The sequence below is a fragment of the Corynebacterium sp. genome, assembly GCF_030532715.1.
Classification (GTDB): Bacteria; Actinomycetota; Actinomycetes; order Mycobacteriales; family Mycobacteriaceae; genus Corynebacterium.
Genome location: NZ_JAUNKO010000001.1, coordinates 487,406 through 506,748, shown reverse-complemented (window position 1 = coordinate 506,748; position 19,343 = coordinate 487,406). Strand labels below are relative to the sequence as shown.

Sequence of the window (19,343 nt, the reverse complement as noted above, 5' to 3'; positions counted from 1 at the left end):
CTATGCCTCACACCAGTGCCGTTTCGTCGGCCTCCCCGCGCGCTCGGAGGTTGCGGCGCGTCGGCATCATGGGCGGTACGTTCGATCCGATCCATAATGGGCATCTTGTCGCAGGGTCGGAAGTGGCGGATCGATTCGGGCTTGATCTGGTGGTGTTTGTGCCCACTGGGCAGCCCTGGCAGAAGGCGGATAGGGAGGTCACCGCAGCTGAGCATCGATATTTGATGACGGTGATTGCCACGGCGTCGAACCCTAGCTTTCAGGTGAGCCGCGTGGATATTGATCGCGGCGGCCCGACGTATACGGTGGATACGCTGCACGATCTACGGCGGGTGTACCCCGATGCGGAACTGTACTTTATTACTGGTGCGGACGCGCTGGCCAAGATCGTCACCTGGCGTGACTGGGAGCAAATGTTCGAGCTTGCGCATTTTGTTGGGGTGACGCGGCCAGGGTATGAGCTTTCCCATGACTTGCCGGTGAAGCAGGGCAGTAGGGTGTCGTTGGTGGAGATCCCGGCGATGGCGATCTCGTCGACAGATTGTCGTGCCCGTGCTGCCGCTGCGCGCCCGGTGTGGTATCTCGTTCCGGATGGGGTGGTGCAGTACATTGCCAAGCATCGCTTGTACCAACACGCGGTGCCGCTTGACTAGCTTCAACCCGGTTTCCTGTGGGAGACTTGACCAGTACCCAAAACAATAAGGACTAGCGTGACTGCTTCTGATTATTCTCTTTCGTTGGCTCGCACAGCTGCGCTCGCTGCGGACGATAAACGCGGCACCGACATTGCGGTGATTGATGTTTCGGACAATTTGGTGATTACCGATTGCTTCGTCATCATTTCGGCGGACAATGAACGTCATTTGGGCTCGATTGTGGACGAGGTGGAAGACAAGCTGCGGGAGCTTGGCGCAAAGCCTGTGCGCCGCGAAGGAGTCCGCGAGGGCCGCTGGGCGCTGCTCGATTACAGCGATATCGTGGTGCACGTGCAACGCAACGAAGAGCGCGAATTTTACGCGCTTGATCGGCTGTGGCGTGACTGCCCACTCATCGACATTGAAGGTATTGAAACACCGGTTCGCCCTGCGGCGTGGGCGGGGGATGTGGATGTGCGGAGCGCGGCGTCGATAGACGATATTCCGCTTGCGGATAAAGAACCGGATGCGGACGAGCTGTGAGGCGGCTGTATTTACTGCGTCATGGCCAAACCGAATACAATGCCAGCCGCCGGATGCAGGGACAGCTGGACACTCAGCTCAGCCAGTTTGGCATCGAACAAGCGCACAACGCTGCCCGGTACCTTGCGCACAAGAACATTTGCGCGATTGTGTCGTCGGACCTGAGCCGTGCGCACGATACTGCGTTGGTGGTAAGCCAGCTTATCGACGTCCCCGTGCGCACCGACCCCAGGCTGCGTGAAACGAACCTGGGGCAGTGGCAGGGGCAACGCAGGGAAGAAGTGGACGCGAGTTTTCCCGGTGCCCGCGCGCGCTGGCGCCACGACCCGACCTGGGCTCCGCCGGGTGGGGAAACTCGGCTTGAGGTAGCCGCCCGCGCCCGCGAAGTGGTGGACGAACTGATGCGCGATCTGCCCGAATGGGAAGAACGTGCCGTGCTGGTTGTTGCACACGGCGGAACCATCAGCGCGCTGACCGCCAGCCTGCTCGGATTTGATAGCGACGACGGCTACGTCATGCTCTCCGGGTTGAAAAATACCTGCTGGGGGCGCCTGACGGCGCGGCCACGGTACAACGCAGGCAGCCTCGACGCCGACGGCGACCCCGCAGTGCTGGACGCACGCTTCGATGAAACCACCATCAACGATGCTCAGTGGTACCTCGATGGTTGGAACATGGGCGTGGCGCTAGGCTTGGAACTCGACCGTTAACACCAACTTGTGAGGGGGACTGCTGTGGCCGTCCGGATAGTCACGGATTCATCGTCTTGCCTGCCCGAGCATGTGGCCGCCGAACTCGACATCACGGTGGTGGACCTCCACGTCATCCACAGTGGTGCCGACCGATCCACGGCGGGACTCAACGCGCTCGAATTGGTCGCGTGCTACGCCCGGCAATTGGAACGCGGCGGGGATGCCGGCGTGGTGGCGCTGCACATTTCCAAGGAGCTTTCCGCAACTTGGTCGAACGCGGTTACCGCCGCCGGGGTGTTCGACGGCGGGGTGCGAGTTGTGGACACTAACAGCGTTGGCATGAGCCTCGGCAAAGCGGCGATCGCCGCTGCCGAATGCGCCCGCGACGGCGGCGATATCGAAGCCTGCGCGGAGGCGGCCGTGGGGGTGCTCGACCGTTCGGAAACCTGGCTGTATGTGCACCGCATCGACGAGCTGCGCAAATCCGGCAGGTTGTCTGCGGCGACCGCGTTGATGTCAACGGCGCTGGCTACGAAGCCGATTATGCATCTCAACGACGGACGCCTCGAAGTGGTGGGTAAAACCCGCACGCAGGCGAAAGCTTTTACGAAAATCGTGGAGATTGTGAACACCACGCTTGGCGACGCCCCCGCCACCATCACGCTCCAGCAGCACGAGGCGCGAGAAGCCGCCCGGCGGCTACGTAGCATGCTTGTGACGGCGCTGGGCTATGAGGATCCGGAAGCGATCGAAATTGTAGCCATGGAGCAAGTGCTCGCCGTGCATTCCGGACCGGGGGCCGTCGCCGTGACGGTGGTGCGCGATGCGGAGGCGACTGGTGAAATCGCCTCCGCCAGCAAGACCGACTAGATTGTTGCTTTCCAAGTGGCTCTGTCTTCGGAGCGGAACGCCAGCTGCGGCTTGTATTGCACGATGTAGTCCCCAGGTTCGCTATTGTCGAAGCAAACGTTCCCCGAGACGGTGCCGCCGGGGGCGAGTTTGCCGTGCTGCAGGTCGTTTTCCCCGGAGTACGTGGGGTTGGTGATCACGCCGGCGGAGTTCTGGATGGTCCAGTCCCAGTGGCCTTGGAAATCAACCTCTTTGCTGCCAGAGTTTTGGTAGGTGACCAGTGCGCAGGCGTGGGGGCCTAGGTATTCGGTGTCAATGACGCTGAAGGAGTTGACGGTGATCTGCAACCCTTTTGAGGCCTGGTAGGTGTCGCCGATGGTGAGGCCATCTACCTCCTGGTTGCCTGCGACCTGCTCTGCGCTTTGGCTGGCCCCACTGTTGGGGTTCGCATATTGTGTCAACGTCGAAGATCCGCCAGCAACGACAATGGATACGATGCCAACGCCAATGCCGAAGATGGTGAGCAGCACAAGGATGCCCGCGATAATCAGCCCCCATTTCATGCAGCCGCCCTTCTTCTGCTGGGGCGGCAACGGTGGCGGCATATGCGGCGGCGTTTGTGGCGGCGTTTGGCCCGGCATCGAACCGGGCGTTTGGTTCGGCATGGCGACGGGTGCCTGGTCAAAGCCTTGGGGGTAGCTCAGAGGATCGGCCAGCGGGTTGGGGTGCGATTGACCTTGGGGTTGGCCAGGCTGGTAGGCGAAAGGGTTTTCCTGCGGGAACCCTGGTTGCGGTGTGGCGTCAGGTGTTGGTTCTTCAGGCCCCGTAGGCTGCTGCGGCGTGGTCATGCATCCTCCTTCGCGAACCAAACATGGTGAATGTTTGGCTATACATTAGATAACGTAAGGATATATTATGCCTAATATTAATTCGAGCTAAGTTGCCTTCTTAGGTATTGCGGCGTGGGCATGGCGTGAGGGGCGTGATGGCGCCCGCCGGCCCCGCACCGGTAGTTCGTCCGTGTGTGCGAGATTTGCTGTGGGTTTTTGCGCTGGTTGCGCGTATGAAACTCGTAGCAGAATGCGGATAATTGCCCTAAAACTTCGATGAACATACTGACTGGGGTGAGGTTGTGTGTCTAGCGTGGATGTATGGGAACAGTCGCAGGTCAACGTCGCAACCAACAGCGAGAAATCGAAGAGAAACGCACACGGCGAATCCGGTTGGCATGGGCGCTCGCCCTGTTCTTAGGAGTGGGCTGCTGCCTGTATGTGACGCGCCCGGGGCGGCAGCCGGGGCGTCGATTAGCGCTGGAAGCGCCGAAGGATGCAGCTGCACTCACCGTGGAAACGCCGGCGATGCCCCCAATTCCCACCGCCGCGGACGCAAATAAAATGAACATCAATACGGCGACGTTTGAAATGTTGGACAGTTTGCCCGGGGTGGGGTCGGTTACGGCGCGTGCAATTGTGCAATATCGCGAGCTCAACGGTGGTTTCCAGGAGCTCGAGGAGCTGCGAAACGTGCGGGGAATTGGACAGGAAAAATTCCGCTGGTTGGAAGGCCTGGTGACCGTATAATGCCATAGCCGAACGCGCGCCCACCCGCAAGGTTTGACGCAGGTGTGCCAAGCGAACCTGTGGATAACCTAGCTCTATTCACAGGGCATGATTGGGGGGATGTTGCGAGCCCTGTTGTGGCCCGTGAGCTGCGCTTACCGTGGTGAGGTATGGGAAGCGCGATTGATAGGTTGAAAGAATTTACGGCTCCCACCGGTCAGGAGGAGCTACTAGATGTGGAATACCCAACACCACGCTTGAAGGTTTCCACCCGGCAGGGGTTGGCGCTGGGCGGGGTGCTTATCGGCGGTCTCGTCGGCTACCTGCTGTGGTCGCAATCGGCGATGGAAACACCCCCGGAACAGGCGTTTTCCTCAGCATTCGCGGCGTCAACAACACAGGTTGCCCAGCCGGAGGAAGTGGTGGTGTCCGTGGTTGGGGAGGTGGAACGGCCCGGGCTGGTTACCCTCGCGCCCAACGCCCGCATCGCCGACGCCTTAGCGCACGCCGGGATCAAACCCGAAGGGAACATTTTTGCGGTAAATCAAGCGCAAAAGGCTACCGATGGGATGCAGATCGTGGTGCCAGCGCAAGGCGAGCCGATACCAGTGCCGGGCGCGCCCGGTGGGGATCCGGCGGCACCCGGAAACGGGCTCACCAGCATTAATACCGCCTCGGCGGAGGAACTCCAACAACTGCCCGGCGTGGGGGAGAAAACCGCACACGCGATCGTAGAGTTCCGGGAATCCAACGGGGGTTTTAGCAGCGTGGAGCAATTACAGGAAGTCAAGGGGATAGGCGCCGCCAAATTCGAGCAGGTCAAAGGGCTCATCACGCTATGAGCGAACTGCGGCTGATCCCAGTGGCCGCACTCATGTGGGCGGCCACCGCCCTCGTGGTGCTACGGATGCCATTCGCGGCCACGGGTGTCATCGTTGCGGCCGGGGTGGCGGCGCTGTGCTGCCGGCAACCGGGGCAGGCGATAGTGCTGAGCTGTGGCGGTGGCGTGGCAGCGGCAACTGCTTGGCTCCGCGTGCGCGCCGTCGCCGCGTTGGGCTGGGGCGCGCCCGGTACGGCCTCGCCGGGGTTGGTGCGGGGTGTCGTTTCGGAACATCCCAAGCAAGTCCGCGAGGGGTTTTGGCTGGTCACGGTAGACTCAACGAGCTACCCCGTCGAGCTCCCAGTCATGCTGCGTGGTGACCCACCACCGGCAGGGGCGGTGGTGGAAGCGGCGCTGCAGGCACGGCCAAGCGAGCGCGCGGGCTTGTTGGAGTACGCGTTGAGTGCGCGGGACATGCGCGTACTTGCACCACCGCATGGCTGGCAGGCGGCCACCGGATACGTCCGCGAAGTATTCGCGCAGGCGTGCCATTACTGGTTGAGTGAGCATGCCCAAGGGTTGGTGCCGGGCATGGTACTTGGGGATGTGAACATGCAATCGGATGCGGACCGGCAGCTCTATATGAGTACCGGGTTGTCTCATCTCACGGCGGTGAGCGGATCCAATGTTGCCATCGTGATCACGGCCGCGTTTGCGGTAGCGAAATTACTAACGCTACCGCCCCGCGTCCAGGTTGCGGCGGCCGGGGTTTCGCTGGCTGGGTTCGTGGGGTTGGTGGGGTGCGAGCCGAGCGTGCTGCGCGCTGGGGTGACCGGCATGGTTGGGCTCCTTGCGGTGATCAATAGCTCGAAGATGCAGCCGATGCACGGGTTGGCGCTTGCCGTGTGCACGCTCGTGCTTTGGGATAGCAACCTAGCCGTGCACTATGGTTTCGCCCTGTCTGTGGCTGCCACCGCAGGAATCGTGGTGTTGCAACCGCTGCTCGTGCCGGCGTTGGCGCGGCTTGCCATCGGTGGCCGACGCATGCCGGACGTGGTGGTGCGCGCATTGGGGGTAGCCATTGCCGCGGACGTGGTCACCGCACCGATCATTGCGATGATGACTGGCAGCGTGCCCTTGGTCAGCGTGCTGGCAAATATGTTGGTGGCGCCCGTGGTGGGGGTGATCACTATCGTCGGGTTGGTCGCGGTGTGCTGCGCGCTGCTGCCCGGCGGCCTGGAGGCGCTTCCAATGATGTGTATAGAACCCTGCGCCTGGTGGATCCACACTGTGGCAACCGTGCTTGCCGGGCCGCAATTGGAGGCGCCCGCGGGATGGGTGGTGTTGGGCAGCCTGTGGGTACTGTATCTGTTCCACCGGGGCTATGGCCGCGCGGTTTTAGGGGTGGCGCTTGTGGGCATGGCACTGTGGCTGCTGCCGCGCGTGCATTGGTGGTATGGGGTCAAGGAAGTCCCGCTGACGCAACTGAGCGTGGTAGTTGAGCAAAAGGTCGAAGGTGATTACGAGCCACCCGCGGGCACTCAAGTGGTAGTGGTGCTCGACGATCAGGGGGCGGCACGAGATCGCCCCACGCGAACCAAGGGCGGGATCCCTGTGTTGTACCCGAATCGCGATGGCGAGGTAGCCCTCTATAGCGACGGCACCCAACACGCCCGCGACGGTAGATTTTGAGCCGTGAAACTCGGTGGTGACCACGTCCGCAATCGGTGAGTTCCGCTGATTTCCGCCGGGCCGTTGGTTAGAATTGAGTTGCCAGAATTCCGTTTGGGTTGTTATGTAAGTTGCTTGAACAACCGTGATATATTGAGGTTCGTTTATTGTAAGGAGGGGACCGTGATCCTAGCGGCTGATCCGAAGGCAAGATTACGGGAAGAACGAGCCTTGAAATGGTTGTCAGTTGTCGCTTTGGTGGTCACCCTTGCTGTCAACACTATTGCAAACACGCTGCGCATTGGCGGTTTTACCACCGGTGAAGTAGCTCAGCGATACAGTAACTATTTCACCCCTGTGGGCTTTACGTTTTCTATTTGGTCCGTCATCTACGCCCTATTGGCAATATATGTGGTGTATCAATTTTCGCCGATTAGGGCTCGTTTCCACTCCCTCGTTGAGCGGCAAGCATTCGCCCGAATCAGCGTGCTATTTATCGGTTCCTGCCTGCTGAATATTGGGTGGATTTTCGCCTGGCATTACCGCGCGATAGATGCTTCACTTTTGTTAATTATTGCCTTGTTTGTGGTGCTGTCGATGATTGTGCGCAAAGTGCATCAAGCCACCTACGAGAAGCGTTCGATTGCGGACTACGTGTGCGCGGTGTTGCCGTTTATGGTGTACTTCGGCTGGATTACCGTGGCGGTAGTGGCAAACTTCTACGTGTGGCTGGTGAGCATCGGCTGGCACCCACTGTTTGAAAACCAAACCTTTTGGCTGGGTGCGGCGCTGTTTATGGGGCTGAGCATGGGTTTTTGGAATTCCGTGTATCTGCGGGATACGGCGTACGCGTTGGTGCTGGTGTGGGCCACCCTCGGCATCCTTATCAGACATGTTTTTGGAGAAGGCGGGGCGGCAGCACGCCCGGGGGTGGTGGTGCTCGTCGCGGTGATGTTGCTGCTCGCTGTGATCAACGCAGTGGGGGTTGGTGTGCTGCAACGCAGGCATCGTGCCTAGGATGGTTCGTGTGATTGCCCCCGTTCACCTCATTCTTGGCGACGAGCCGTTCCTCGCCGAACGCACCCGCGACGAGATTGTGCACCAAGTTCGGCAGCACACCGGCGGGGATGTTCCCGTGTCCACCTTGCGCGCAGGTGAGCTTACCGTTGGTGAGTTGGCGGAATTGCTCAGCCCCTCCCTGTTCGCCGAAGACCGCATCGTAGTGCTCACGAACACGGACGAGGCTGGTAAAGATCCCGCCCGGCTGCTTCTCGACGCCGCGTCCAACCCCGCCCCGGGCATTTACCTGCTTATCCTCCACTCCGGTGGAGGGCGCACAAAGTCCATGGTGAAGCAATTTCGAGCCGTGGCCCAAGTCCACGAGGTCGCCCAGGTGAAACCCAAGGATCGGCCGGGGTTTGTCACCGCGGAGTTTCGCCGACATCGAGTAAAGGTCACGCCGGACGTCGTGCATGCGGTTTTGGAGGGCGTCGGCAGTGATCTGCGCGAGCTCGCCTCCGCGGTGAGCCAGTTGGTCGCCGATACGGGCGGGGACGTCACAGTAGACAACGTTCGTGCCTACTATGCTGGCGTCGCCGAAGTGAGCGGTTTCGATATCGCAGACCTTGCCTGCACCGGTCAAACCGCCCGGGCGCTCGCCTCCACCCGGCGCGCCCTCCAATTAGGAATGAGCCCCGTCATGCTCGCCGCCGCGCTCTCCGGAAACGTCGGCGCTATCGCACGTTTGTACGCCACGCGTGGGGCGCTTAATTCCGGGCAACTTGCCGGAATCCTCCACATGCCGCCCTGGAAAGTGGAAAAGACCGCGAAGTTGGCTAGGCGGTGGTCCGGGGAAGCCGTATCCAAAGCGGTAATCATCGTCGGCGACCTCGACGCCGCCGTCAAAGGCCACGGCGCCGACCCCGAATACGCAATCGAAAACGCGGTGCGGGAGATCGCCGAACTCGCCCGGTGATCGGCGGAGCTGTTCGGTGGGGTGAGGGACGGAAGCCGGGCAACGCAAAAACCCACGCGCAATTACTGGGCGTGGGTTACTAGGCGAGCTGGGAATTAGCTCATCTTGTTGAACGCATTGGCCATGCGGGACTTCTTGTTCGCGGCATTGTTGCGGTGGAAGACGCCCTTGGTTACGGACTTGTCCAGCGCGCGGGATGCGACGCGCAGCTGAGCCTCGGCGGCCGCTTTGTCGCCAGCAGCGACAGCCTCACGGAACTTGCGAATCTCAGTGCGAACGGCGGAACGGATCGCCTGGTTGCGCACGCGCCGCTTTTCGTTGGTGCGGATGCGCTTCATCTGGGACTTGATATTAGCCATGAAAGAAAATACCTCTTGGTCTTGATCGAATGTGATGTGCCACCGGATGCGCTGGTGGCGCAAGCTTGCGGCCTGCGCGGTTGCGGATGTTGGGCGGACCCAAGGTCCTGACCGCTCGCGAACATACGCGCCCATCAAGTGGTGAACAATGGGAGTCTAGCAGGGCATTGCCGAACAGGGCAAAGCGTGGACAGGAGAGTGTGGGGGAAGCTTCGGCAGGCGGAATATCTTATGTGGATATGTCGACATGGGGTGTAACGTGAGGAGTGTTGCAGTGTTCGGGAATGCCGGTGGGAATCCGGCAGCGGCCCTCGCCACTGTATGTTTCGAAAGTTTCGCGTCCTGACCTTGGGTCCCCCAGGTTAACGCCACTGCACCGGTTTGGTGTGGGAAGGTTTCAGCGGCGCCCTGTGGAAACGAAACAAAGCCAGGAGACCGGCTGCAACAGAACACAATAAGTCGGTCCGCGAGGTGTCGGGCCAGGTGACACGAAAGAAGTTTTCATTATGCATATTGCGGAAGGGTTCCTTCCCGCATCTCATGCGATCGCGTGGGGCGTAGCGTCAGCACCGTTTGTTGTGCACGGCGCCATGGCGGTAAAGAAGCAAATCAAGGAACAGCCGGAAACCGGTCTGCTGCTCGGAGCGGCTGGTGCATTTACGTTTGTGCTCAGTGCGCTCAAGATTCCATCGGTGACGGGCTCGTCCTCGCATCCGACCGGTACTGGGTTGGGGGCGGTACTGTTCCGGCCGCCTGTAATGGCGCTGCTTGGCAGTATTGTGTTGCTGTTCCAAGCGTTGCTGTTGGCACACGGCGGCATCACAACCCTCGGCGCGAACGTGTTTTCTATGGCGATTGTGGGGCCGTGGGTCGGTTACGCCATGTGGAAGGTCTCGCGGAAAGCCGGATTATCGGCGAGCGTTGCCATTTTCCTTGCGGCATTTTTTGCCGATCTATCCACCTATGTGGTCACCGCCCTGCAATTGGCTGCTGCTCATCATGCCGCCGGATTCGCCAACGCCGCCACCACATTTATGGCGTTGTATGCGCCGACGCAAGTTCCGCTCGCCGTGGTGGAGGGCATCGTCACCGTACTGGTGTTCCGTAGCTTAAGTGTCATTGCGTCGAAGGAACTGCGGATCCTCGGCGTGCTGACCCCAGCGGCCAAGCCGGCCACCCCCACCACGGAATCCGAAACCAGCGAGGTCAAGGAGGGCGTCACCCGATGAAATCCACAACGTGGGGCATGATTGGCCTCGCCATTGTTATTGCCGCGTTTCCGATGTTTTTCAATTTCGGCGATCCTACGGCTGAAGAACAGTTCGGTGGTACCGATGCCGCCGCGGAGAGCATCGTTGCTGAGACGAACCCGGATTACAAGCCTTGGTTTGAGCCGCTGGTAGGCGAATTGCCGGGCGAGGTGGAATCGGGCTTGTTTGCATTCCAAGCTGCGCTTGGCGCCGGCGTGCTGGGTTTTGCGTTGGGTAATTATCGTGGCCGGTCGCGCGCTGAGGCTGAGCAGGAGTCACGCGACTCTGCGAATGCTACCCAGGCGTGAACGCGCTTGAGCTTGCTGCGGCGCGGAGCCGCTGGGCGGGCGTGAGCGTCGGCGAAAAGGCGACGTTGTTGCTGGGCGCTGCGTGTTGCGTGATAGCGCTGCCGCCGCTCCCGGCGTTGCCCCTATTTGCCGTGTTGATTGTTGTTTGTGCGGTGCGGGCGGGCGTTCCGTGGCGGCTGTATGCCGGTTTGGTCGCGGCCCCTGCGGCGTTCATTGCCGTGGGCCTCGGACCGCTTATTTTTGCGATTACCACCAACGGCGTGGTGTTGATCCCGGGTGGGGTGGGGGACGCTGTTGAGGTGTTGCTGCGTTCTGTGGTGGCGATGAGCGCCACCATGTTGTTTGCGCTGACTACCCCGATGGCGCACGTGATGGATTGGTGCGGGCGTATCGGTGTCCCAGGTTCGATTGTGCATGTGATGGCGTTGACCTACCGGATGATTGCAACGCTTATCGACACCGCTCGCACCATGTGGGAGGCGCAAGCCCTGCGCCTCGGGCACACCAATGTTCGAAGGTGGATCCATTCGGTAGCGGGGCTGATTGCTGCGCTGTTTGTGGTGGCCTTTACCCGCGCCCGCAGGCTCGGGGAGGGGGTTAGTTTGCGTGGTGAATTGGCAACGATGCACCTTGTCGGTGGTTCGCGCGGCGCCGCGACGCGGTGGGGTTACGTCGTTGGGTATGCGGCACTGCTAGCCACCATCGCGCTATTAAGTTTGTTCGCTTCGACGCAGGGCGTAGGCGGCTAAGGCGAGCGCCGGCTGGTGGAACGATAGTAAAGGTGAAGTGAGATGAGTCAATCGCCGCCGTTGGTGCAGCTTCGTGGGGCAAGTTTCGCCCATGACGGCAGCGCTTCGATTTTTGATGGCGTTTCGTTGGATATTTATCCCGGCGATCGGATTGCGCTGCTTGGGCAAAATGGTGCGGGGAAGTCCACGTTGTTTCGGCTGCTGTGCGGCTCGTGGGCGCCTACCCGTGGGACGGTGACTGTGAAGGGCAAGGCACTGGATCGCAGCAAGCGTAGCCGTAACTTTGCGCGGTCGGTGGTCCAGTTGGTCCTCCAGGAGCCGGACGATCAAATCTTCGCGTTGTCCGTGCGTGATGATGTCTCGTTCGGGCCTTGTAATCAGGGGCTCGCCGCCGAGGAGAGAGAACGCCGTGTCGAAGCCGCCATGGTGGCGGCGGAGATTGCGGACCTCGCGGACCGCGTGCCTCAGCAGCTTTCGTATGGACAACGCAAACGCGTGGCGTTGGCCGGTGCGTTGGCGATGCAGCCGGAGGTGCTGTTGCTCGACGAGCCGACTGCTGGCCTTGACCCGGCGGGGTGTGCGCAGCTCCTGCAAACCCTCGAACGTATCGACGCCGCGGTGGTCCTCTCCACACACGATGTGAACCTCGCTTACGCGTTTGCTCGCACCGCCGTGGTGATTCATAATCGCCAGCTCGTGGCCGGACCGGTGGACGAAATCATGTGCGATCGCGAGTTGTTGCGGGCCGCGCGGCTGGAGTTGCCCTGGGCGCCGCTCGTGTCGGCTGCGCTTGGCCGCCGGGTGCACACGCCGGATGACTTGATTTCCTAGCTTGTCCTTGGTGCCGCCGAGTTAGCCCCAACCGTATTCTTTGCGCAGGCGGTTGGCTATGCGGTCGAAACGATGCTTCGGGATGATGGCGCCCTGCCTGCGGATATGCAGCTCGGGGATTTCTAGGACTTTGTCCAACCGTACCCAGCATTGGCGGCTGGATTCGTCCCAGGCGCCGGCGCCGATATCCAACCAGTTTTGTTCGTTTTTGTGCGCGTCGTCTGGGGAAATCAGCAGACCGAGGATTTTGTGGGCAGCGCGTCCGACGACAACGATGGCGCGTTCCATGGGCGGTTTGTCAGGGCCGTTGGTGTTTACCATGATCCACACCACCTCGCCGGGGTCGGCTTGGCCGTCCATGTCGGGCGCGTAGTACAGGCTGCGGGCCAGCGCGTGCGTGGGTTTGGCGTTGACTACTGCGACGGCGCGGCGCTGCGGGGTGTCGTTCGTCGGGACGTCGAGACCAAGGCGGTCGCCCAGGCGTGCGAGCCCGCGGTCAAGTTCGGGGTCGTGTGCGGACGGCTCTTTGTTCGGATTGGGACGTAGTAATCGACCTAACTTACGAAGCACAGACCGAGGCTCGGAGGCGGATCGTGCCGTCCTTCTCAGCCGCGGTAATCGGCGGGAGTTTTCGCGTCCCATGGTTGTCTAGCGTAGTACGGGGTGCTGGCAGTGTGTCACATTGAGGCAAACACGCTGGTAGCTGCCGCACTAGCGACGGCTTAACCTTCGGGCACGCCTCGGGTATTGTTGGGTGGGTTATATCAGGAAAGGGACGCTCAATACTATGGCCAGCAATTTTGCGGAAGCTACGTTTACGAACCCGGCGCAGATCCGGAACTTCTGCATCATCGCGCATATCGATCACGGCAAATCCACCCTCGCGGACCGAATTCTGCAGCTCACGGGGGTCGTGGAGGCCCGCGACATGCGTGATCAATACCTGGACAATATGGATATTGAGCGGGAGCGTGGCATCACCATTAAGGCTCAAAACGTGCGCCTGCCTTGGGTCCCGCGGTCCGGAAAACACGCGGGCGAAAATATTGTTATGCACCTGATTGACACGCCTGGGCACGTGGACTTTACCTACGAGGTTTCCCGCGCCCTCGAGGCGTGTGAGGGCGCCATTTTGCTTGTCGACGCCGCGCAAGGCATCGAGGCGCAAACCCTCGCGAACCTGTACCTGGCCATGGAAAACGACCTAGAAATCATCCCGGTACTCAACAAGATTGACCTGCCTGCGGCGGATCCCGAAAAGTACGCCTTGGAAATCGCTCACATTATCGGTTGTGAACCAGAAGACGTGTTGCGTGTTTCAGGTAAAACCGGCGCCGGTGTGCCCGAGCTTCTCGACCGTGTGTGTGAGCTTGTGCCCGCGCCGACGTCGGACGCCGCTCCGGATGCCCCCGCGCGCGCAATGATCTTCGATTCCGTGTACGACACCTACCGCGGCGTGGTCACCTATATCCGCATGGTGGACGGACGCCTTGAACCGCGGCAAAAGATCCGCATGATGTCCACCGGCGCTACTCACGAGTTGCTGGAAATCGGCATCGTGAGCCCCACCCCGAAAAAGTGCCAAGGGCTTGGCCCGGGCGAAGTGGGTTATCTGATTACTGGTGTGAAGGACGTTCGCCAATCTAAGGTCGGCGACACCGTCACTTGGGCGCACAAGGGCGCGGAAGTGCCGCTCAAGGGGTACGAGGAACCCAAGCCCATGGTGTATTCCGGGCTTTTCCCAATCTCTCAGGCTGATTACCCTGACCTGCGCGACGCACTTGAAAAGCTCCAGCTGAACGACGCCGCGCTCACCTTCGAACCCGAAACTTCCGTGGCGCTGGGTTTTGGTTTCCGGTGCGGTTTCCTTGGGCTGCTCCACATGGAAATTACCCGCGACCGGTTGCAACGCGAGTTCGATCTGGACCTGATTTCTACGGCCCCTTCCGTGAATTACCGCGTGATCGCTGAAGACGGCTCCGAGTTGATGGTGCATAACCCTTCCGACTGGCCGGGCGGCAAGCTCAAGGAAGTGTGGGAGCCGATCGTGAAAGCCACCGTGATCGTGCCCGCCGAGTTCGTGGGTACCACCATGGAATTGTGCCAATCCAAACGCGGCCAAATGGGCGGCATGGATTACCTGTCCGAGGACCGCGTCGAGCTCCGCTACACCATGCCCCTCGGCGAGATCATTTTCGATTTCTTTGACATGCTGAAGTCCCGCACCAAAGGCTACGCCTCCCTCAACTATGAGGAAGCCGGGGAGCAGGAAGCCAACCTGGTCAAGGTGGACATCCTGCTGCAAGGTGAACCCGTGGACGCCTTCAGCGCCATCGTCCATCGCGACAATGCACAATGGTACGGCAACAAGATGACCGTGAAGCTCAAGGAACTTATTCCTAGGCAGCAATTCGAAGTTCCAGTGCAGGCCGCGATCGGTTCCAAAATCATCGCCCGTGAAAACATCCGTGCCCTGCGCAAAGACGTTCTTGCGAAATGCTACGGCGGCGACATTTCCCGTAAGCGCAAACTGCTCGAGAAGCAAAAAGAAGGCAAGAAGCGTATGAAGAACATCGGCTCAGTGTCAGTGCCCCAAGAGGCATTCGTCGCTGCGCTGAGCACGGATGGGGATTAACGGCCCGCTACCCCCAAGAGGTGCGAGGTAACGGGCACAATGTGCAGGGCGCTTCAGCGTCTTCACATGAGCCCCGCGCAGTGTCCGAACGCTTGTGCTAAACCCGCTGCGCGTGTGTCGCTGGTGCTGGCTATGCTTTGCTGGCATGAGGCCAATTCAGGTGGATGTACGGGCGTTAAATGTTGGGTATCCGCACGCGACAATGCTGTTGGACGGCGAGGATTATGTTGCGGAATGCGTGGATTTGATTGCGGCAGGGTTATCGGCGGTGCCGGGCCCAGCGGTATTGCTGCTGGGCGTGCGTGACGGGGTGTCGATACTTATCGGTCCCGCGGAAGACTACCCAGAGGGGGTGATCGACGCGGACAGCTACTCGATGAGCTTTGAAGAGCTGCTGGGTTTCGATTCGCTGGAGTTAGTCCTATCTGAGGTCAACGATTGGCGGTGCGTGCTCTCGCTTACGGATGGCGTGGAGTTGGAAGATTGGGATCGGTTGCCGCAGGTGGTTTCTCGGAGCGGTCTGTGGGATCCGGAAACGAGTTCGAAGGTTGTCGGTGCTGCGTTGCAGTATGACGCCGAGGGTGCCGCTGGGCAGCTACCGCACGGGCTTTCCCCGACGCTTGTGATTCCTGCAATGGAGTATTTGGCGAGCCTGCCGGAGGAGCCGGAAACCGCCGAGGACGCCGATACGCGGATGAAGCTGGCGTTCGCGCTGCAAATGGGCGGGGTGGGCGCCGAGCGTATTGACGAAGTGCCTGCGAAGGTCTCCCGCACCACGCTGGGCAGTTGCTTCGTGGTGGCGCAGTATCTGCACGATCATGGCGGGAGCATCGAGGTGTTTGAGGATGGCAGCCTCACCCCGGAGAGTGTTGTGAGCGTACTCGAGTTCGACCAGCGCACTGACCAGCTGATTACGGACGCCGCGCCCCGCAGCGCGCGAGAATGCATGGAGGAGTTTGACGGATTTGTCGCAGACTTGGAGTCCATGTGGCGGTTGGGGTATTTGCACAGGCGGAACGGTCAGCTTTGCCTCGCGCAAACCGCGGCGGAGTTGTACACCCAAGGGGTGGAGCATGGGCTTGGTGAGCTGACGTTTGTGAGCGGGTTCCTCAAGGAGTAGCCGTGGCGCGGCTAGGCACTCGACCAACAGTGCAATCTCCCGCGCCGGTTTTGCACTGTTGTGCGTATGGCGGGAGGTTCGGCAAGGGGCCGCAGCGATTGGCTTCGACTCGGTGGGCTTGCGCACACGTTTTCGCGTTGGCCTAGCGTCCGGGTAGTCGAGGGGCTCACCTTGTTACCCTGCACAGCAAGACGCATATGAGGGGTGCTGACTATCACCGGATTGCCGCAGCCCCTTGCCTTGGTGAATATTTTACTACGGCGTGTGCGGCACAGGTGCTGGGGCTATGAAACTCGGCCTTCTTGCAGGTGAGGCCACCTTATTGCATCTCATTTTCGCGGGAAATGCATTTCCTCGATTGGGTTTGCAATGAATGCGTTGGCGCGCTCCCGGAAACACGGAATTGAATTCGCCGGGACGAGAGGATTTTCCGCCGAAAATAAACACGCACACAATTAGATTGTGTGCCTGAATTGTGGTGGGGTGCGCGGCGGCGGACGCGGCGTCGAGAAACGTTGCGTTCAATGCGTATATTCGCGGCGTGGATTTGTTGCTGCGAATGTTCTATTGCTTGCGTGAACTGCGCACATGCCAGCGATCCGTGTATCTGACCTTGTGCGCAACACGCGGTGTGATCTGCGGGCGGTACCCCCAATTCGGTTTAATTAATGCGAATTGCAGTTCTAAACGGGAAATTCGACCTCTACTGTGGTGGGCATGACCCTGCCTTCGTTCGCGGTAATAGAGCTTTCAATTTCAGGCGCAAATGCGCATGAGCGCGCCCTCGCGATTGCCGTGATTTTGCTCGACTCAGAGCGGCAATTCGAACGCCGCTGGGCAGCGGTTGTCACTCATTGTGACGAAGACGCGCCTGCCGGGGCGGGTTCAGCGGACCTAGCATTTCGGGACATCGCCGGACAATTGATGGCGCTCCTGCGTGGGCGGCTTCTCGTGGCACACGATCTCGATTACGTATGCGGAGTGTTGCGTGAGAGTTTCCGGCGTTGCGGGGTGAAGCTACCCGAAGGAAGATTCGGGTTTTCGTTGCGTGAGCTCGGCTACGACGATACCGGAGGTGGTAACTATCTCGACGATGGTGTCGCCTTGTACGACGCGGGGCTCGCGGGGCAGCGGGGGACATCGGCAGTGGCGCGTGCAGCGGAGCGCGTGGCAGCGGCGTGGCGCGACCTTGGTTCGCATGAAGTTTTGGATCTTGGGCAGGCGGTGCCGCTCGTGATAGCTGGCGGCGAGCTGCTGCCAAGCTTGAGCGAGGATTCGTGCCGGTGCGTGGATGCTGGCCTTGGTGGCGCCTCGTTCACCCACCGGGACTTCGAACAGATCTTCCCTTGGTTTGTGGGGGTTGCAGACGATGTCGAGGCGGTGGTGTTGCAGTGGATCAGCGAGTGCGCAATGCTGCCGTTGTATAAGCTTTCCCCGCTGTTGAACCCGATGGTGCTGCCGGAAGGATTCGATACCAAGTCCAGTCACGTGCAACGTTTGCTCAACCGTTTTCCGACGCCACTGTACGCCACTGTTGCGGAAATCTTGCGCGGCCAAGGATTCCTCCGCGCCGAGGTCGAGGCGCTGGTGCGTGCGCTGGTACTGCACGCCATGTATATCGGGTTTGCGCAGCAGCGTCCCGCGCGCTTTCCACACCCGTTGCCGGCGCTGAACGTGCTCGCAGGCTGGTTGGACCTGCATGGTGCGTGGCTGGACTATGGGGATTCGGCAAAACTCCGCGGCGGGTTGCTGCCGCAACTCGCGGATGCGATGGCACAACACCCCAGCCCGGCTCGCGATATCTACGAACGTGCCGCCGCCGAAATTTCCCGCGTGATCGACCAAGACCCGTTCCACTACGCCGCGTTGCTGCAGCAGCGGGCAGGGGAGCTGCACACGCTCCAAGCAGCCGCGACCTCCCTCGGGCTTTCCCGCGAGCGGACGCGCCAAATGGAAGTTCGATTAGGTGAAAATATCCGCAAGCATGGTGAATTTTGCGAACTCCTAGCGAGCGCGATGATTTCGCGTTTTCATCCATGCGTGCGGGTGGACACCGTGCTGCAACAGATGCCACTGCTGGCTGAACCGGCTGACGCGCGCGTCGATTGCACTATGTTCGAGGTGTTGTGTTGGTTGTATTCGCGCCACGGGGTGCCTAATTCGCGGCGGGCTGCTGTCCGGTGGGAAGTTTCCGAGGATTGGGTAATCTGTGATGATTTCGTGCCAATACTGAACGGCCTCTTAAAATCACTTGGTAATCAATTTGGCATTGTGAAGACTGAGATGCTCTTAGCGCAGCTGAAGCGCCGATCAAAAGCAATCTATTCGGAGGAATTCTTACCGTACATTTTGCAGCAGTGTAACTATCAGCAACGAGATTCTAGGCTTATTCCTCGCGAACAATCCATCGTGGAAATGGCGGGTGTAGAGCTTACGCTGCGCGGGGCGCCAATGACTACAAAACAACTCCATGATCGAATGCCGCACAGAACTCTTGCCTCAATTGTGAGTGCCTTACATTCGTCTCAGTATTTTTATCGTTGCGCTGTGGATACGTGGGCATTGCGGGGGTGGGATTTTGAGGAATGGACAAATCTCGCCGATGTGCTTGCTCGTCGTGTTCGTAAGCGCGGGGGCGAGGCTCCCCTAGATTGGCTTATCGATCAAGCCACCGCATTCGGGGTGGCGCGAAGCTCCGTGATGACATACTTGCGGGGCCCTGAGTTTGTGATCGGCCCGCGCGACATGGTGCGCTTGAGCGAAGAAGAACCGACGTGCCCGCAAACCCCGGAAAACTCGCGGGGAATGTACTGGGGTGATGCTGGGTGGATGCAATTGATTACTGTCACCGAGGAGCAGTTGCGGGGTTCCGGCACCGTGGTGCAACCCGCGGTGGTAAACCTTTATGAGCTGCGGTTTAATCGTCCAACCAAGATTCCCAGCAGGCTCGGCCCGCAGGCGATTCGCTGGCGGCGCTCCAATTGCGCATTGGGTACGTTGCGGCGGTTTTTGCTGGAGTTGGGTTCCCGTCCCGGTGATCGCGTTTTCCTGGTATTTGGACGTTCATTCGATGTGATTGCCGCCCCGAGCGTGGACCTTAAACTGCGCGGCAAACGAGCGGTGCTTAACGCAATGGGGTTGGTGGAACGCGCCGATGAAAGCCCGTTCACAACCATCAATCGGGCGCTTGGGTTGCCCGCCGACGCCCGCCGTACCATCGCCGTGGAGCGGTTGATTGCGCGCGGGGACACGGAACTTGCGGAGAAATTGCGCTGGGCATAGCGGATTTGTGCGGGTGTAAACAATGATTTTGTTGTAACTGAAACTAGATACTTCCTTGTGTCCGT

19 protein-coding genes and 1 riboswitch are annotated in these 19,343 nt (G+C 60.2%); of the genes, 16 read left to right on the top strand and 3 right to left on the bottom strand.

Annotation, left to right across the window (positions count from 1 at the left end; genetic code table 11):
* Positions 1-2: 2 nt before the first annotated feature.
* Genes nadD through Q4D83_RS02325 form a run of 4 tightly spaced genes read left to right on the top strand, consistent with a single transcriptional unit; the run spans position 3 to position 2,740 of the window.
* Entirely contained in the window at positions 3-653 is a 651-nt protein-coding gene (gene nadD / locus Q4D83_RS02340) for a nicotinate-nucleotide adenylyltransferase (RefSeq protein WP_303172613.1), read from the top strand.
* 57 nt (positions 654-710) lie between these two features.
* Positions 711-1,178 carry a ribosome silencing factor gene (gene rsfS, locus Q4D83_RS02335; protein WP_303172611.1) on the top strand — a complete coding sequence of 156 codons (468 nt, stop codon included), beginning with the start codon at positions 711-713 and terminating at the stop codon, positions 1,176-1,178.
* Positions 1,175-1,888, top strand: coding sequence for a histidine phosphatase family protein (locus Q4D83_RS02330; protein WP_303172609.1), 714 nt, complete (start codon positions 1,175-1,177; stop codon positions 1,886-1,888). Before rsfS ends, Q4D83_RS02330 begins: the two co-directional genes overlap by 4 nt.
* 24 nt (positions 1,889-1,912) lie before the next feature.
* Positions 1,913-2,740 (top strand): DegV family protein, encoded by an 828-nt coding sequence (locus tag Q4D83_RS02325; protein WP_303172608.1) that lies wholly within the window; start codon positions 1,913-1,915, stop codon positions 2,738-2,740.
* Here Q4D83_RS02325 and Q4D83_RS02320 read toward each other — a convergent pair.
* The gene (locus Q4D83_RS02320; RefSeq protein WP_303172605.1) at positions 2,737-3,567 is read right to left on the bottom strand and encodes a DUF4352 domain-containing protein; all 831 of its coding nucleotides are present in this window, start codon (positions 3,565-3,567) and stop codon (positions 2,737-2,739) included. The genes Q4D83_RS02325 and Q4D83_RS02320 overlap by 4 nt on opposite strands.
* Positions 3,568-3,870: 303 nt before the next feature.
* Between Q4D83_RS02320 and Q4D83_RS02315 the strand changes: the two genes are divergently transcribed.
* The 5 genes from Q4D83_RS02315 to holA all read left to right on the top strand — a co-directional run bounded on the left by Q4D83_RS02315 (position 3,871) and on the right by holA (position 8,744).
* A complete protein-coding gene (locus Q4D83_RS02315) occupies positions 3,871-4,299 on the top strand; it encodes a ComEA family DNA-binding protein (RefSeq protein WP_303172604.1) in 429 nt (142 codons plus the stop codon).
* Between the two features lie 149 nt (positions 4,300-4,448).
* Positions 4,449-5,120, top strand: a complete 672-nt coding sequence (locus Q4D83_RS02310; RefSeq protein WP_303172602.1) for a ComEA family DNA-binding protein — start codon at positions 4,449-4,451, stop codon at positions 5,118-5,120.
* Complete coding sequence (locus Q4D83_RS02305; RefSeq protein ID WP_303172600.1) at positions 5,117-6,790, top strand: ComEC/Rec2 family competence protein; 1,674 nt, start codon at positions 5,117-5,119, stop codon at positions 6,788-6,790. The genes Q4D83_RS02310 and Q4D83_RS02305 overlap by 4 nt, the downstream gene beginning before the upstream one ends.
* A gap of 162 nt (positions 6,791-6,952) precedes the next feature.
* Positions 6,953-7,786 (top strand): TspO/MBR family protein, encoded by an 834-nt coding sequence (locus tag Q4D83_RS02300; protein WP_303172598.1) that lies wholly within the window; start codon positions 6,953-6,955, stop codon positions 7,784-7,786.
* Position 7,787: 1 nt separating this feature from the next.
* Entirely contained in the window at positions 7,788-8,744 is a 957-nt protein-coding gene (gene holA / locus Q4D83_RS02295) for a DNA polymerase III subunit delta (RefSeq protein WP_303172596.1), read from the top strand.
* Positions 8,745-8,839: 95 nt separating this feature from the next.
* Here holA and rpsT read toward each other — a convergent pair whose 3' ends face one another.
* A complete protein-coding gene (gene rpsT, locus Q4D83_RS02290) occupies positions 8,840-9,103 on the bottom strand; it encodes a 30S ribosomal protein S20 (protein WP_303172594.1) in 264 nt (87 codons plus the stop codon).
* A gap of 255 nt (positions 9,104-9,358) precedes the next feature.
* A riboswitch (cobalamin riboswitch) is annotated at positions 9,359-9,562 on the top strand.
* 47 nt (positions 9,563-9,609) lie between these two features.
* Here rpsT and Q4D83_RS02285 point away from each other — a divergent pair.
* The 4 genes from Q4D83_RS02285 to Q4D83_RS02270 are packed head-to-tail and all read left to right on the top strand — an operon-like array spanning position 9,610 to position 12,241.
* Positions 9,610-10,332, top strand: a complete 723-nt coding sequence (locus tag Q4D83_RS02285) for an energy-coupling factor ABC transporter permease (protein ID WP_303172593.1) — start codon at positions 9,610-9,612, stop codon at positions 10,330-10,332.
* Positions 10,329-10,661: an energy-coupling factor ABC transporter substrate-binding protein gene (locus Q4D83_RS02280; RefSeq protein WP_303172592.1), complete on the top strand. Its 333-nt coding sequence runs from the start codon at positions 10,329-10,331 to the stop codon at positions 10,659-10,661. The genes Q4D83_RS02285 and Q4D83_RS02280 overlap by 4 nt, the downstream gene beginning before the upstream one ends.
* Positions 10,658-11,410, top strand: a complete 753-nt coding sequence (gene cbiQ, locus Q4D83_RS02275) for a cobalt ECF transporter T component CbiQ (RefSeq protein ID WP_303172590.1) — start codon at positions 10,658-10,660, stop codon at positions 11,408-11,410. The genes Q4D83_RS02280 and cbiQ overlap by 4 nt, the downstream gene beginning before the upstream one ends.
* Before the next feature lie 42 nt (positions 11,411-11,452).
* On the top strand, positions 11,453-12,241 hold the full coding sequence (locus Q4D83_RS02270; RefSeq protein ID WP_303172588.1) for an energy-coupling factor ABC transporter ATP-binding protein: 789 nt from the start codon (positions 11,453-11,455) through the stop codon (positions 12,239-12,241).
* 21 nt (positions 12,242-12,262) lie between these two features.
* On the opposite strand, the gene Q4D83_RS02265 is transcribed toward Q4D83_RS02270, so the two are convergent.
* Positions 12,263-12,811, bottom strand: coding sequence for a type II toxin-antitoxin system PemK/MazF family toxin (locus tag Q4D83_RS02265; protein ID WP_303172587.1), 549 nt, complete (start codon positions 12,809-12,811; stop codon positions 12,263-12,265).
* A 217-nt stretch (positions 12,812-13,028) separates the two neighbouring features.
* Between Q4D83_RS02265 and lepA the strand changes: the two genes are divergently transcribed.
* The 3 genes from lepA (at position 13,029) to Q4D83_RS02250 (ending at position 19,278) form a co-directional block, all read left to right on the top strand.
* Positions 13,029-14,876 (top strand): translation elongation factor 4, encoded by a 1,848-nt coding sequence (lepA, locus tag Q4D83_RS02260; protein ID WP_303172585.1) that lies wholly within the window; start codon positions 13,029-13,031, stop codon positions 14,874-14,876.
* Between the two features lie 145 nt (positions 14,877-15,021).
* Positions 15,022-15,996 (top strand): hypothetical protein, encoded by a 975-nt coding sequence (locus Q4D83_RS02255; protein ID WP_303172584.1) that lies wholly within the window; start codon positions 15,022-15,024, stop codon positions 15,994-15,996.
* A gap of 717 nt (positions 15,997-16,713) precedes the next feature.
* The gene (locus tag Q4D83_RS02250) at positions 16,714-19,278 is read left to right on the top strand and encodes a hypothetical protein (RefSeq protein WP_303172582.1); all 2,565 of its coding nucleotides are present in this window, start codon (positions 16,714-16,716) and stop codon (positions 19,276-19,278) included.
* Positions 19,279-19,343 lie beyond the last annotated feature (65 nt).

Excerpts from the sequence above, each read along its gene's own strand:
- Q4D83_RS02250 (WP_303172582.1), top strand. The coding sequence starts at position 16,714 with ATGACCCTGCCTTCGTTCGCGGTAATAGAGCTTTCAATTTCAGGCGCA.
- Q4D83_RS02270 (WP_303172588.1), top strand. The coding sequence starts at position 11,453 with ATGAGTCAATCGCCGCCGTTGGTGCAGCTTCGTGGGGCAAGTTTCGCC.
- Q4D83_RS02285 (WP_303172593.1), top strand. The coding sequence starts at position 9,610 with ATGCATATTGCGGAAGGGTTCCTTCCCGCATCTCATGCGATCGCGTGG.
- nadD (WP_303172613.1), top strand. The coding sequence starts at position 3 with ATGCCTCACACCAGTGCCGTTTCGTCGGCCTCCCCGCGCGCTCGGAGG.
- lepA (WP_303172585.1), top strand. The coding sequence starts at position 13,029 with ATGGCCAGCAATTTTGCGGAAGCTACGTTTACGAACCCGGCGCAGATC.
- Q4D83_RS02310 (WP_303172602.1), top strand. The coding sequence starts at position 4,449 with ATGGGAAGCGCGATTGATAGGTTGAAAGAATTTACGGCTCCCACCGGT.
- Q4D83_RS02280 (WP_303172592.1), top strand. The coding sequence starts at position 10,329 with ATGAAATCCACAACGTGGGGCATGATTGGCCTCGCCATTGTTATTGCC.
- Q4D83_RS02255 (WP_303172584.1), top strand. The coding sequence starts at position 15,022 with ATGAGGCCAATTCAGGTGGATGTACGGGCGTTAAATGTTGGGTATCCG.
- holA (WP_303172596.1), top strand. The coding sequence starts at position 7,788 with ATGGTTCGTGTGATTGCCCCCGTTCACCTCATTCTTGGCGACGAGCCG.
- rpsT (WP_303172594.1), bottom strand. The coding sequence starts at position 9,103 with ATGGCTAATATCAAGTCCCAGATGAAGCGCATCCGCACCAACGAAAAG.
- Q4D83_RS02315 (WP_303172604.1), top strand. The coding sequence starts at position 3,871 with ATGGGAACAGTCGCAGGTCAACGTCGCAACCAACAGCGAGAAATCGAA.
- Q4D83_RS02305 (WP_303172600.1), top strand. The coding sequence starts at position 5,117 with ATGAGCGAACTGCGGCTGATCCCAGTGGCCGCACTCATGTGGGCGGCC.
- Q4D83_RS02320 (WP_303172605.1), bottom strand. The coding sequence starts at position 3,567 with ATGACCACGCCGCAGCAGCCTACGGGGCCTGAAGAACCAACACCTGAC.